The organism is Delftia sp. DS1230, assembly GCF_040112715.1.
Taxonomy (GTDB): domain Bacteria; phylum Pseudomonadota; class Gammaproteobacteria; order Burkholderiales; family Burkholderiaceae_C; genus Comamonas; species Comamonas tsuruhatensis.
This window is the reverse complement of record NZ_CP157763.1, coordinates 3679428-3692695: the sequence shown is the minus strand read 5'-3', so window position 1 is coordinate 3692695 and position 13268 is coordinate 3679428. Positions and strand designations below refer to the sequence as shown.

Here is a 13268-nt window from a genome sequence, read left to right as displayed (position 1 = left end):
GAGGGTGGTGGAACGCGGTTGGTTCCGTGGTGGAAACAATGGGCGGGGTTTCGGGCTGTGATCACAGCCAGTTCACGAAGCAGTCCTGTCCTTCGGCAGGACTGCAACCCCGCAACCGCCGCAAGCGTGCAAGACGCAGGCGGGGGCATACGGGGCGGGGTCTGCAGAACCGCCCGGGGGTTCAGGGCGCAGCCCTGTGCCCCGCCTTGCCCGCTGCGCTGCGCAGGTCGGCCACCTGGGCGGCCGTCACGTCGGCGGGCTGGCCGCCCAGGGTGGTGCGGGTGTAGTTGGCCAGGGCAGCGACTTCGCCATCGGTCAGCTCCTGCATGAAGCCGGGCATGCCGGGCAGGGGCGTGGGGCCCTGCTGGGTGGCCGGGTGCTTGGGCAGGCCGACGAGGATGGCCAGCACCAGGTTGCGGGCGTCGGCCTGGCGCACGGTGCTGTTGCCCTTGAGCGGGGGCATGGTGAGGCTGCGGCCCAGGCCCTCGCTGCCGTGGCAGCTGGCGCACAGCGCCATGTAGTGGCCCCGGCCCGCGTCCAGCGTGCCCGCGCCGTTGCCGGTGCCGGAATCCGGGGACACGGCGGCCGGCAGGGGCTGGGGCGCGGGCGGGTTGTCGCCCAGCAGGAAGGTGGACAGCGCCGTCATGTCCTCGGCCGTGAGGTACCGGGTGCTGTTGGCGATGACCTCGTGCATTTCATCGAATGCGCTGCCGTGGGCTGAGAAGCCCGTCTGCAGGAACTGGGCCATGCCCTCGCGCGTCCAGCCGCGTGCGGCCAGGGCTTCGGCGGTGATGCCGGGGGCCGTGAACAGGGACAGCGTGCCGCCCTGCAGCCAGTGGTCCTTCTGCATCTGGCCGAACATGCCGCGCGGCGTGTGGCATTCGGCGCAGTGGCCCATGACATTGCCCAGGTACTGCCCGCGCAGCCAGGCCGGGCTCTGGCCCTGCGAGCCCACGGGCAGCGGCGCGCTGGACAGGAACAGCGTCTTCCAGCCGAACATCAGCACGCGCAGGTTGAAGGGGAAGGGCAGGGCGGGCTTGGTGTTGGGCTGGGCCACGGGCCGGATGTTCATCAGGTAGCCGTAGATCAGGTCCGAGTCTTCGCGGCTCATCAGGTGGTAGGAGGCATAGGGCATGGCCGGGTAGAGCTGGCGCCCGCCCGGCGCCGTGCCGCGGGTGACGGCGGCGTGGAATTCCTCGGCCGTCCAGCGGCCTATGCCGTGGTCCGGGTCGGGGGTGATGTTGGTGCCGTAGAGGGTGCCGAAGGGCGTGGGCAGGGGCTTGCCGCCCGCAAAGGGCTGGCCTTCCCGGGCGCCACCCATGCCACCCACCCCGTCATGGCAGGCCATGCAGTCGGCGGCGCGCGCCAGGTACAGGCCCTGCGCCAGCTGCTGGGGGCTGCGGTGCACGGCCTGCGGCTCGCGCTGCGGCACATGGGGCCGGTTGCCCCAGACGGCGGCAATGGCAAACAGCACGGCCAGCAGCAGGAGGATGAGCAGCAGCCCGCGCCAGCGGCGCCTGGGCCTGCGCGGTGGCGGGGGGCGGGCACCGCTGTAGTCGGCAGGTGGCGCGGCGGTGGCGGCGGTGGCACCGGTGGGGGCGGCTGCGCTGGGGTCGGCGGCGGACATGGCGCTCATCCTTTCAAGGTCAGCCCGGGCGTGTTCAGGACCAGGTCCTTCACGGCCGCGTAGTAGCGCACATAGCCGGTGCAGCGGCACAGGTGGGGCTGCAGCGCCTCGCCCACGACCTGTTCCACATCGGCCGCGCGGATGGGCGCCTTGGCCAGGCGCTCGACCAGCACCGTGGCCGCGATGACGAAGCCCGGCGTGCAGTAGCCGCACTGGAAGCTGAAATGCTCCAGGTACTTCTGCTGCACGGGGCTGATGGCGATGACCTTGCGCGGCTGGCCCGAGGTACCCGAGGCGCCCGGGGCTGATGGGGGCGCGGTGTCCGCGCCGGCCGGGTCGGCAATGCCTTCGATGGTGCGGACCTTGCGGCCCTGGAAGTAGTGGGCGCCGGTGATGCAGGTGCGCATCTCGCGGCTGCCCTCGGGACCGTCCACGATGATGGTGCAGGCCCGGCATTCGCCGATGCCGCAGCCCAGGCGCGAGCCGGTGAGGTTCAGGTATTCGTGCAGGAAGTCGATCATGGGCATGCCTTCGGGCACGTCCATGGGGCCGACGCTCTGGCCGTTGACGGTCAGCGACAAGGGGCGCGGGACAAGGCTCATGGTGCGAGTGCCTCCCTGATCTTTTGCGGGGTCACGGGCAGGTCGTGGAAGCGCTTGCCAATGGCGTGGTGCAGTCCGTTGACGATGGCGGCGACGATGGGAATCATCACCACCTCGGCAATGCCCTTGGGTGGGTCGGTGTCGGACAGCGGGGGCAGCAGCTCGGCCGTCTGCTTCCAGACCGCCACCTCGCTGCCGCGCGGCAGGTGGTAGCGGTGGAAGTTCCAGTTGCCGTCGCCGGGGCCGCCCTCGTACAGCGGCATGGTTTCGTACAGCGCATGGCCTATGCCCATGGCGATGCCGCCTTCGAGCTGGCCGTGCACCAGCTCGGGCACGATGGGCCGCCCGCACTCCATGATGGAGTGGTGGGCCAGCAGCTCGACCGCGCCCGTGCCCGTGTCCACCGCCAGCTCGACCAGGGCCGCATTGGCGCTGTAGTAGGTGACGCCCGCGTTGTTGCGCTGCATGGGCGGATAGAACAGGTTGCGGCGCGCAATCATGCGGTAGCCGGCGGCGCTGCGCCGCGCGGTGACAGAGGCCTCGACGGGCGTGGCCGCCTGCGGCGTGTCGGTGGTGTCAGGGGCAGGCGTGACGGCGCCGGCATCGGGCGCGCTGCCCAGGCGCACGGCCAGCGCGTCAAGCGGCCGGCGCGCGCTGGTGCCCAGGATGTCGAAGTCGGCCTCGGCCCATTGCCAGCGGTTGAAGGTATGGCCCACGGCGCCCGTGACCAGCTGCATGGCATGGGCCTTCTGGGCCAGGGCCTGCAGGGACAGCGGCTGCATGCCGTTGGCCGTGAGCATGCCGTTGACCCAGCGCGCGTCCTCGCGGCGCACCACGTAGGGCGCCTTCTGGCCGCCGCCCGTGCCCTGGCTCCAGATGGCGACGGCGGCCGGCCACAGGCCGTGCTCGAAGACCACGCGCGCCGTCTCGCTGGTGGCGTGGCTGTAGTAGTAGGCCGAGTTGCTGGCGCTGGCCGGCGAGGCGTAGACCGGCGTCCACAGCGGCCGGGTGGCGAAGCGGTCCTGGTCGGCCTGGGGCATGGTGTAGTTGTCGCCCTCGGCCTTGAGCGGCAGCTCCGGCCAGTCCAGGCAGGCGGTCTGCAGCTCGTCGGCGGGCTTGCCGAACCATTGCACGCACAGCTGGGCCTGCGAGGTGCCCATGCCCGTGCCGATCTCGGTGCCCGAGTGGTGCAGCAGCACGCGGCCCTGGGGCGATATCTCGATGCGGGCGAAGGCCGCCTCGCCGCCCGTGCCGAAGTCCTTTTGCACGCAGGCAAAGCCCACGCCGTAGCGCTGGCCCGGGTGGCTGGCCTCGTAGGCGGTCTTGCGCTTGGCGCGCTCGGTCCACAGCGGGTGGCGGCGGGCGCGCTCCAGCACCTCGTCGGCGCGCAGGGCGCCAGCGGCAATGGCGCCCTGGGTGTTCTTGGCGCCCGAGGTCAGCACGTTGCGCAGGCGCAGCTCGATGGGGTCGATCTGCAGCAGTTCGGCGATTTCGTCCACCATCATTTCGGTGGCCGCCATGCTCTGCAGCGTGCCGTAGCCGCGTGCCGAGCCCGCGTCCAGCGCGCGGCTGGCCAGGGCCACGGCGGTGATGTCGTTCTTGGGAAAGTAGTAGATGGACTGCGCCGCCGTGCCGCCCACCATGGCGACCGAGGGCGAGAAGTTGGCCCGGCCGCCGCCATTGGCCGTCATGCTGGCCACCAGGCTCTGGAAGAGGCCGGTCTTCCTGTCGATGGCCATGGTGTAGTCGATCTCGAAGGCATGGCGCTTGAGCGAGGACTGGAACTGCTCGAACCGGTCATTGGCCAGGCGCACGGGCTTGCCGTCCGCATACAGCGCGCAGACCAGGCCGTAGTAGGGCATGGGCGCGTGGTCCTTGGAGCCGTAGCCCACCGTGTAGCACGGGTGCACGAAAAGGCGCTTGAGCGGGAACCTGCTGGCCTGCACCATCTGCGCTGCCCATTCGGCCACTTCGTGCGGCGATTGCGTGGCCAGCACCATGTGCAGGCTTTGCGTGGCCGCGTCATACCAGCAGTTGGCGTTGTCGGGCTCCAGCGCGGCCGTGTCCACCGATTGCGTGGCGTAGTGGCGCTGCAGCACCAGCCAGTCGGCCGGCGGCGTGGCCAGTTCCTGGGCGATCTGCTCGGCCGCGCGCAGGCCGCGTGCCGTGACCGCGTCGGCCTTGGAGATCTGCGGCCAGACCAGCGGCTTGCGTTCGGCGGGGAACAGCGGGGCATCGCGCAGGCTGGAGAACACGTCGTCGTCAAAGGCCGTGGCGCCGCCCTGGCGCACATAGCGGAACACGCCCCAGGGTGGACGGTCCAGCGCGCCTGTGATGCGGCCGTAGCGGATGACGCCGGCCGTGGCCTGCAGCCTTTCCTTGGCAAAGCGAAAGCGCGCGAAGTCGTGGTAGATGAGGATGGCCACGGCCTGGCCCAGGTAGGCGGGGGTCTTGCCTGCGGGTAGCAGCATGTCCTCGCCATAGAACTCGGGAAAGGCCAGGCCGTCGCGCGCCAGGTCTTCGGCGGTGACCACGCGGTCGGGCGCCAGCTCGCCGTCCAGTGCGGAAAGGTCCATGCCGTCGAACAGCCGGTCGGCCAGCGTGGTGCGCACGATGAAGGCATGGGATTGCTGCTGGGGCCAGTGCGGCATGTCGCGTGCGCGGATGTCGCGGGCGAAGACCTTGGCGCCCATGACCTTGGAGCGGCCATCGAGCCGCATGCGCGGCAGCTGCGTGGCCGGCTCGCGGGCCACGCTGCCCAGGACGCGGTCTTCAAAGAGGGCTGCATAGGCCTGGCTGGCCAGCGGCGCTACCCAGACGCTGACGCCTGCGATGCTGGCGGCCTGCAGAAAGCCGCGCCGCGACAAGGGAGCCGCGCCGGCCTGGCTGCCGGCGCCGGAGTGTTGTTCTGGGCGCATGGCGCTCTTCTCCTGTGGGGTTGAGCCCACTGTAGGAGGGCGCATGCCGCGCGGCCTGTCAGCAAAGGCTGCTTCTGGCGTCAGCGCGGCGGCAGCGGAGGGTGCTTGCCATCGTCAAAAGCAGGAGCGGGCCAGGGCCGCCAGGCCGCGACGGCAGCGTGCCGGCCGCACTGTCAATCAGACGCCGGCGCAAGAAGGGCCTTGCCGCAGTGCTCCGTGGCGCCGCGCATAGCCCGGCAGGGCAAGGGCGTGTCCACATTCAGGCATAGTTGAGGGTTGTGCAGAAAGTAGTGAAGTCCTGGGCATAACCGGAGCTTCTTATTACTTTATTTTTTTATAGTTTGCGTTTTTATACGCGCAACCTATATTTGCTCCCACTTCCCAACAATGCGCAGCGGCGTCCCCAGGCCGTCCTGCGCCGTGGCGTTTTTTCATGATCGAGATTCGGGATCTTTCCCTGACCTACAAGGGCCCCACCGGGCCCGTCCATGCCTTGCGGGGCATCAACCTGCAGATCGAGTCGGGCGAGGTGTTCGGCATCATCGGCCGCAGCGGCGCGGGCAAAAGCTCGCTGGTGCGCTGCCTGAACCTGCTCAACCGCCCGACCTCCGGCCAGGTGCTGGTGGGCGGCCGTGACCTGATGCAGCTCAGCGATGCCGAGCTGCGCACGGCGCGCCGCGACATCGGCATGGTGTTCCAGCATTTCAACCTGCTGTCCTCGCGCACGGTGTTCGACAACGCCGCGCTGCCGCTGGAGCTGGCGGGCATGTCGGCCGACGACATCAAGAAGCGCGTGGACCCGCTGCTGGACCTGGTGGGCCTGAGCGCGCTGCGCGACCGCTATCCGGCGCAGATCTCGGGCGGGCAAAAGCAGCGCGTGGGCATTGCGCGCGCGCTGGCCAGCCACCCCAAGGTGCTGCTGTCGGACGAAGCCACCTCGGCTCTGGACCCCGAGACCACGCGCTCCATCCTGGACCTGCTGCGCAAGGTCAACCGCGAGCTGGGCCTGACCGTGGTGCTGATCACGCACCAGATGCAGGTGATCAAGCAGATCGCCGACCGCGTGGCCGTGATCGACGGCGGCGAGATTGCCGAGCTGGGCCCCGTGATCGACGTGTTCACGCGCCCGCAGCAGGCCATCACGCGCAGCCTGATCGACGAGATCGTGCCCCAGCAACTGCCCGAGTCGGTGGCCGTGCGCGTGAATGCGCTGGCCGCCCAGCTGGCGCCGGGCCAGCAAGGCCGGCTGCTGCGCCTGTCGTATGCGGGCGAGAGCGCCTACCAGCCCATCCTGTCGCACCTGATCCGCGAGCTGGGGCTGGACCTGTCCATCCTGCATGGCCAGATCGACGAGATCCAGGAGCAGACCTTCGGCTCGCTGGCCGTTTTCGCCAGCGGCGACGCGGCAAAGATCGATGCCGCCGTGGACCATCTGCGCGCCACCGGCGTGCAGGTGCAGATCGTTTCCACCAAGGATTGAGCGATGTTTGAGAATTTTTCGGAAATGATGCTGGAGCTGTTCGTCAGCTCGCTGTGGGAGACCATCATCATGGTCGGCGTCTCGGGCCTGGTGGGCGGCCTGATCGGCATTCCCCTGGGTGTGTTCCTGCGCCTGACCGACCACGGCGGCGTGCTGCAGAACGGCCCGGCCAACAAGATCGTGGGCTGGATCGTCAATGCGCTGCGCTCCACGCCCTTCATCATCCTTTTGGTCGCCATCATCCCGCTGACGCGTCTGATCACGGGCTCGTCCATCGGCACCTGGGCGGCCGTGGTGCCGTTGACCATTGCGGCAGCCCCCTTCGTGGCGCGCCTGGTGGAGACCGCGCTGCGCGAGGTGGACAACGGCCTGGTGGAAGCGGCCCAGTCCATGGGCGCCACCACGGGCCAGATCGTCTGGAAGATCCTGCTGCCCGAGGCGCTGCCCGGCATCGTGGCGGGCCTGACCATCAGCTTCGTGAGCCTGACCGGCTACTCGGCCATGGCCGGCGCCATTGGCGGCGGCGGCCTGGGCGACCTGGGCATCCGCTACGGCTACCAGCGCTTTTTGCCCGACGTGATGCTGGCCGTGGTCATCATCCTGATCTTCTTCGTGCAGGCCATCCAGAGCCTGGGCGACTGGGCGGTGCGCAGGCTCAGCCACCGCTGATCCAAACACCCCGGCGGCCGGCGCGGCTGGCGTGGCCGGGGCGGCAAGCTGCCGCGAGATTGTCTGAAAGAGGGATTCCATGAAAAAGCGCGCATTGCTTCAATCGCTGGCCCTGGCTGCCGTCCTGCCCCTGGCGGGAATGGCCGCGCTGCCGGCCCATGCGGCCGACGGCTCGGTCACCATCGGCGTGACCTCGGGCCCGCATGCCCAGATCGCCGAGGTGGCCAGGAAAGTGGCCGAGAAGAACGGCCTGAAGGTGAAGCTGGTCGAGTTCGGCGACTTCATCCAGCCCAATGCGGCGCTGTCGCAGGGCGAGCTGGATGCCAACATCTACCAGCACCAGCCCTTCATGGACGCCCAGAACAAGGACCGCGGCTACAAGCTCGTGCCCGTGGCCCGTGCGGTCAACCAGCAGATGGGCGTGTACTCCAAGAAGATCAAAAGCCTGGCCGACCTCAAGAGCGGTGCGCGCGTGGGCATCCCCAACGACCCCACCAACGGCTCTCGCGCACTGATGGTGCTGGCCGCGCAAAAGCTGATCGAACTGAAGACCGGCGCGGGCGCCCGTGCCTCGGTGCTGGACATCACCGCCAATCCGCAGAAGCTGCGCTTCGTCGAGCTGGAGGCCGCCCAGCTGGCGCGCTCGCTGGACGATCTGGACGCCGCCGCCGTCAACAGCAGCTATGCCGTGGCCGCAGGCCTGTCGCCGCAAAAGGATTCGCTGGCGCTGGAAGCCACGGACACGCCGTACGTGACCGTGCTGATCGCCACGCGCGCCGGCCATGAAAAGGACGCGGGCCTGCAGGCCTTCGTCAAGGCCTACCAATCGCCCGAGGTGCGCCAGTTCATCGACACGCAGTTCAAGGGCGCCTACACGGCGGCCTGGTAAGACCATGGGCGCCCTCGCATCCCACCGGGTTTCCGACGCGGACTTCGTGGCCGCCATCGGCGTGCAATGGCAGCACCGTCCGCTGGCGCCCGAGCCCGGCCTGGCCGCGCTGCTGGCGCAGGCCCAGCTGGATGACGGCGGCAAGGCCACCGTGGTCCAGGCCGTGGGCATGCTGGTGGTGGACGAATGCGTGGCCCATGGCTACCACAGCATGGACCTGGTCGTGCTGCACCCAGGCACCCCGGGCCTGGACGAGGCGCTGGAGCGCTTCGACAAGCCCCACACCCATGCCGATGACGAGGTGCGCTACATCCTCGAAGGCGAAGGCCTGTTCGGCTTCTTCGATGCCGGCGGCCAAGAGCGCGTGCTGCGCGTGCAGCCCGGCGACTACCTGCGCATACCGGCCGGCGTGGAGCACCGCTTCACGCTGACCGCCACGCGGCGCATCAAGGCGCTGCGCCTGTTCGCCGATACGGCGGGCTGGGTGGCGCAATATACCCAGCGGCCCGCCGCTGCCATGGAGGTGCCTGCATGAGCCTGCCTGTCCCGACACTGTTCCAGACACTTGACGAGGCGCTGTTCACGCGCGCCCAGGACCTGCTCGACGAGGAATGGCTGCGCAGGGATGCCGACCTCGCCCCCGTGCTGCCCGTGGTGCTGGCGCGCGGCGTGGGCCAGGACTGGCACAAGGCCGGCACCTTCCGCCACCACCTGGCGGGCGTGGCCCGTTCGCTGGCGCTGTGGCGCCAGCCGCGCGACGTGCGCCTGCTGGGCCTGCTGCACAGCGTCTACGGCAACGCCTTCGTGGACCTGGTCAAGTTCGACGCGGGCAGCGAGCGCGGCCGCCTGCGCGAGCTGGTGGGCGAGGGCGCCGAGCACCTGGTCTACCTGTTCTGCACCATGAGCCGCACGCAGTTCATGCAGAAGATCCTGGCCGGCGACCTGGCCGAAGACGGCTCCATGGCGCTGGAATCCGCCGGCCGCAGCCAGCGCCTGAGCGCCTATGAGGTGGCGGCCTTCACCATCGTGAGCATGGCCGATGCCATGGAGCAGTGGTTCAGCTGGCAGGAAGACATCTATTCGCAGTTCCCGCAGGTGCAGAACCAGCGGCAGCAGGGCGTGTACTGGGCAGCCTCGCTGTGGCCCGGTCCCATGCGGCCTGCCAGCCGCATGCTCAGCCAGATCAGCGACCTGGGCCGTGCGCTGCAGCACCCGGCGCTGCGCGCCCAGCTGCCGCTGCCGCCGGTGTTCGACCATTGCAGCCGGCAGCTGTCGCCCGGCGACGAGGCCGCTGCCGTGTCGCTGTACTGGTCGGTGATCCAGCTGGACCAGCCGCTGGTGGAGCTGGACGCCGCCACGGCCGTGCTGGAAAGCGCCGTGCGCCTGAACCCCTGGGTGGGCGAGCCGCAGATGGTGCTGGCCCAGCTCTACCTGTCTGCCGGCCGCGCCGACGACGCCGCGCGCGCAGCCACCAGCGCGCTGCAGTGCTTCAGCGGCTGGGGCAATGCCTGGGACAAGCGCGTGCAGTGGGACGCCTGGATCGCCTGGACGCGCATCCTGCTGCAGTCGGCGCAGCAGGGAAGCTGGCCTGAACGGCTGGACAAGCTCAACAACCTGGCCCTGAAGGGCTGAGATGCAAAAAAGCCTGGCGCGAGAGCCAGGCTTTTTTGTGATGGGAGCGCGCCTGCGCCTTATTTGGCCGGCGCCGTTCCGGCCTTGGCGGCCGGCGCAGCGCTGGCGGGCACGGCGCCCTCCTCGATCGCCTCGGGGTGCATGGGCCGGCGTGCATAACGCTGGGCCAGCACGGCGCAGACCATGAGCTGCAGCTGGTGGAAGATCATCAGCGGCAGCACGATGGCGCCCACGGCGCTGGACTCGAACAGCACCTTGGCCATGGGCACGCCGCTGACCAGGCTCTTCTTGGAGCCGCAGAACACCAGGGTGATCTCGTCCTCCTTGGAAAAGCCCAGACGGCGCGCCGTCCATGACGTGATGACCAGCACCAGGGCCAGCAGGATGGACGACAGCAGCAGCAGGCCCAGCAGCGCGGGCAGGGGCGTCTGCTGCCACAGGCCGCTGATGACGGCGGCGCTGAAGGCCGTGTACACCACCAGCAGGATGGAGCCCTGGTCCACGAACTTCACGCGCTTGGCATGGCGCGAGATGAAGCCGCCGATCACGGGCCGCAGCAGATGGCCCAGCACAAAGGGCAGCAGCAGCTGCAGCGCGATCTTGCCGATGGCCTGCAGCGCGTCGCCCCCTTCGGCGCTCTTGTGCAGCAGCATGCTGACCAGGATGGGCGTGATCACGATGCCCATCAGCGTGGAGGCCGATGCGCTGCACACGGCAGCGGGCATGTTGCCGCGCGCCATGGCCGTGAAGGCGATGGCCGACTGCACCGTGGCCGGCAGCGTGCACAGAAAGAGCACGCCCATGTACATCTCGGGCGTGACCAGGGGCTCCAGCACGGGGCGCAGCGCCCAGCCCAGCAGGGGGAAAAGCACGAAGGTGGCCGCGAAGATGGTCAGGTGCAGGCGCCAGTGGCCTATGCCGGCAAAGATGGCCTCGCGCGAGAGCTTGGCGCCGTGCAGGAAGAACAGCAGGCTGACCATGAGCGTGGTCGCCACCTCCAGCCATTGCGAGACGGCGCCCGAGGCGGGCAGGAAGCTGGCCAGTGCCACGGTGGACAGCAGCATCAGCGTGAAATTGTCAGGGGCGAAGCGGGGGCGTGCCATGGGAAAACTCTCTCCAACTAACTATCGGTTCGTGCAGCCAGGCTGCAAGGCCCCGATTGGACGCCACGGCCATTGAAAAGAGAAATGGATTTATCTGATGGTTTTATAATTTTTCCGTATGAATATCAGCCTGCGCCAGCTGCGCGCCTTCCTGGCCGTGGCGGAAAGCCGCAACTTCAGCCGCGCCGGCGAGCTGATGGCGCTGACCCAGCCCGCCGTCAGCCGCAATGTCACCGAGCTGGAACAGGCCCTGGGCGTGCAGCTTTTGCACCGTACCACGCGCGAGGTGGAGCTGACCGACGCCGGCCGCCTGCTGCAGGGCCATGCCACGCGCGTGCTGGACGCGCTGGATGAATGCCTGCTCGAAGTCAGCGGCTTGGCCACCCAGCGCCTGGGCAAGGTGCGCGTGGCCAGCAGTCCCACGCTGTCGGCCCACCTGATGCCGCGCTGCATTGCGCGCTGCCGCGAGCAGGCGCCGGGCATCGAACTGCTGCTGCTGGACCGCATCCAGAGCGATGTGCTGCAAAGCGTGCGCAGCGGCGAGGTGGACTTCGGCGTGGTCATCGACCCGCAGGGCCGCGACGACCTGCACTGCGAAACCATACTCAGCGAGCCCTTTTGCCTGGTCTGCCCGGCCACGCACCGGCTGGCCCGCAAGCGCCAGGTGGCCTGGAGCGACCTGGCCGGCCAGCCGCTGGTACTGCTGGACCACGCCTCGGGCAGCCGCCGCCTGATCGACGCCGCACTGCAGGCCCACGACGCCGAGGCCGCCGTGGTCCAGGAAGTCGGCCACACCACCACCATCTTCTGCATGCTCCAGGCGGGCCTGGGCCTGAGCGTGGTGCCGGAACTGGCCGTGCCGCAGACATGGCGAATTCCCGCGAGTGGCGCCGCCCCCGACGCCCTTGCCAGCCGCCCCCTGCTGCCGCGCGTGCAGCGCGACATCATGCTGGTGCGCCGCCGCCAACGCGAACTGTCGCCCGTGGCGCAAAGCGTGTGGGATTTGATCAGGGGGGAGGCGGGGCAGCTGTGAGGCTGTGGCCGCAGGCCGCCGCATACGGCCTGATCGCCTCGCGCACGCGGTCCAGCACCAGCGCGTGGGGCGAGGGCGCCAGCCGCCCGGCGCGCACGGCCTGGTATTGGGCGGGGAGGAACTGGCTGAGCATGTTCTCGGGCAGGGTGCAGGCGGACAGGTTGTCCAGCAGCCGCACCACGGCGGCGTTCACCGTGGGGTCGGCCCAGTAGTAGCGGATGCGGTCGCTGTAGCTGTAGATGCGCAGCAGCCTTTGGGCGCCGGGATCGGGCTGCTCGCCGCGGTAGTAGCGCTCCCAGTTGGCGGGGCGGCCCAGCATGGCGGACTCCAGCACGGCAGGCAGGTGGGAGCGCTGGGGTGCGTCCACAAGCTGCTCCTCGATGGCGGCCAGCGCGAACAGCGCCTCGCGCAGCGCAAAAGTGGCGCCGGGCCCGACCTTGAGGATGGCAAAGCCGTCCTGCACCAGCTGGCGCAGGGCCTCGGGCCGCTGGTAGTCGGTGGAGTGGGCCTCGAAGACCAGTTGCGGATGCTGGCGCAGCAACTGCCGGAGGTCGGCTGCCCCGGCTGGCGCGTAGTCCACCACGCGCGTGTGATCGAACTCCACGCCCGGCTGCACCACCAGCGCGATGATGCGCGGCCAGACAGCGTCCAGCCCCTGCTGCGCGAAGACGTCGCGGTGCACCTGCAGCGTGCGCTGGGCGTCGGCGCGCGCGGTGACTTCCACATGCTCCAGCGCATGCGCGGCGCCACCGGGCACGGGGACTTCGGTGCCGATCACGTAGGCCGGGCCGGGTGCGGGGCAGGTGCTGGCCTGCTCGGCCGCCTGGCAGAGCAGTGCGGCGCGGCGGGCCACGGTTTCGTCGTCCAGCGCCTGGGGGTCGTCTGCGCAGGCCATGCTGGCGTCCAGGTGCAGCTTCACGAAGCCGGCCGCCGCATAGGCGTGTACCAGGTCCTGCGCCAGTTCCATGGCCTCGGCGGCAGGCAGATGCGTCCACGCCGTGGGGCCCAGGTGGTCGCCGCCCAGCAGCACGCGGTCTGGCGGCAGGCCGCAGTGGTCGGCAATGGCCAGCACGAAACGGCGAAAGTCGGCGGGCTGCATGCCGGTGTAGCCGCCGAACTGGTTGACCTGGTTGGCGGTGGCCTCCACGAGTAGCGGCGTGCCGTCGTCCAGCGCCTGGTGCATGGCCGCCTCGATGACCAGGGGATGGGCCGAGCAGATGGAGTAGATGCCGAGTGCGCCGTTCGCGCCGCCAGCGGCTGCTGGCGCCTGCCCGCAGCGTGACTGTGCCAGACGGGTGAGGTGGGTGAGCATGGT

The 13268-nt window shown here is 69.4% G+C and carries 11 protein-coding genes; 6 read left to right on the top strand and 5 right to left on the bottom strand.

Going from position 1 to position 13268, the window contains the following annotated elements; all coding sequences use genetic code 11:
* Positions 1-181 precede the first annotated feature (181 nt).
* Genes AAN986_RS16575 through AAN986_RS16565 form a run of 3 tightly spaced genes read right to left on the bottom strand, consistent with a single transcriptional unit; the run spans position 182 to position 5147 of the window.
* A complete protein-coding gene (locus AAN986_RS16575) occupies positions 182-1627 on the bottom strand; it encodes a cytochrome c (RefSeq protein ID WP_052862646.1) in 1446 nt (481 codons plus the stop codon).
* Positions 1628-1632: 5 nt separating this feature from the next.
* The gene (locus AAN986_RS16570) at positions 1633-2229 is read right to left on the bottom strand and encodes a (2Fe-2S)-binding protein (protein ID WP_047217316.1); all 597 of its coding nucleotides are present in this window, start codon (positions 2227-2229) and stop codon (positions 1633-1635) included.
* A complete protein-coding gene (locus tag AAN986_RS16565; protein ID WP_047217317.1) occupies positions 2226-5147 on the bottom strand; it encodes a molybdopterin cofactor-binding domain-containing protein in 2922 nt (973 codons plus the stop codon). The genes AAN986_RS16570 and AAN986_RS16565 overlap by 4 nt, the downstream gene beginning before the upstream one ends.
* 433 nt (positions 5148-5580) lie before the next feature.
* On the opposite strand from AAN986_RS16565, the gene AAN986_RS16560 reads away from it, so the two are divergent.
* The 5 genes from AAN986_RS16560 to AAN986_RS16540 all read left to right on the top strand — a co-directional run bounded on the left by AAN986_RS16560 (position 5581) and on the right by AAN986_RS16540 (position 9817).
* Positions 5581-6627: a methionine ABC transporter ATP-binding protein gene (locus AAN986_RS16560; protein WP_047217318.1), complete on the top strand. Its 1047-nt coding sequence runs from the start codon at positions 5581-5583 to the stop codon at positions 6625-6627.
* A gap of 3 nt (positions 6628-6630) precedes the next feature.
* Entirely contained in the window at positions 6631-7296 is a 666-nt protein-coding gene (locus tag AAN986_RS16555; protein WP_012205011.1) for a methionine ABC transporter permease, read from the top strand.
* 79 nt (positions 7297-7375) lie between these two features.
* Entirely contained in the window at positions 7376-8185 is an 810-nt protein-coding gene (locus AAN986_RS16550; RefSeq protein WP_047217319.1) for a MetQ/NlpA family ABC transporter substrate-binding protein, read from the top strand.
* 4 nt (positions 8186-8189) lie between these two features.
* Entirely contained in the window at positions 8190-8720 is a 531-nt protein-coding gene (locus AAN986_RS16545; protein ID WP_012205013.1) for a cupin domain-containing protein, read from the top strand.
* Positions 8717-9817 carry a DUF6817 domain-containing protein gene (locus AAN986_RS16540; protein ID WP_047217321.1) on the top strand — a complete coding sequence of 367 codons (1101 nt, stop codon included), beginning with the start codon at positions 8717-8719 and terminating at the stop codon, positions 9815-9817. Before AAN986_RS16545 ends, AAN986_RS16540 begins: the two co-directional genes overlap by 4 nt.
* A 59-nt stretch (positions 9818-9876) precedes the next feature.
* Here the strand turns inward: AAN986_RS16540 and AAN986_RS16535 are convergent, their stop codons facing one another.
* Positions 9877-10920: a bile acid:sodium symporter family protein gene (locus tag AAN986_RS16535; RefSeq protein WP_047217322.1), complete on the bottom strand. Its 1044-nt coding sequence runs from the start codon at positions 10918-10920 to the stop codon at positions 9877-9879.
* A 118-nt stretch (positions 10921-11038) separates the two neighbouring features.
* Between AAN986_RS16535 and AAN986_RS16530 the strand changes: the two genes are divergently transcribed.
* Positions 11039-11953: a LysR family transcriptional regulator gene (locus AAN986_RS16530; protein WP_046985485.1), complete on the top strand. Its 915-nt coding sequence runs from the start codon at positions 11039-11041 to the stop codon at positions 11951-11953.
* Here the strand turns inward: AAN986_RS16530 and AAN986_RS16525 are convergent.
* Complete coding sequence (locus AAN986_RS16525) at positions 11928-13265, bottom strand: D-tagatose-bisphosphate aldolase, class II, non-catalytic subunit (RefSeq protein ID WP_047217323.1); 1338 nt, start codon at positions 13263-13265, stop codon at positions 11928-11930. The two genes, AAN986_RS16530 and AAN986_RS16525, sit on opposite strands and share 26 nt — an antisense overlap.
* Between the last annotated feature and the right edge of the window lie 3 nt (positions 13266-13268).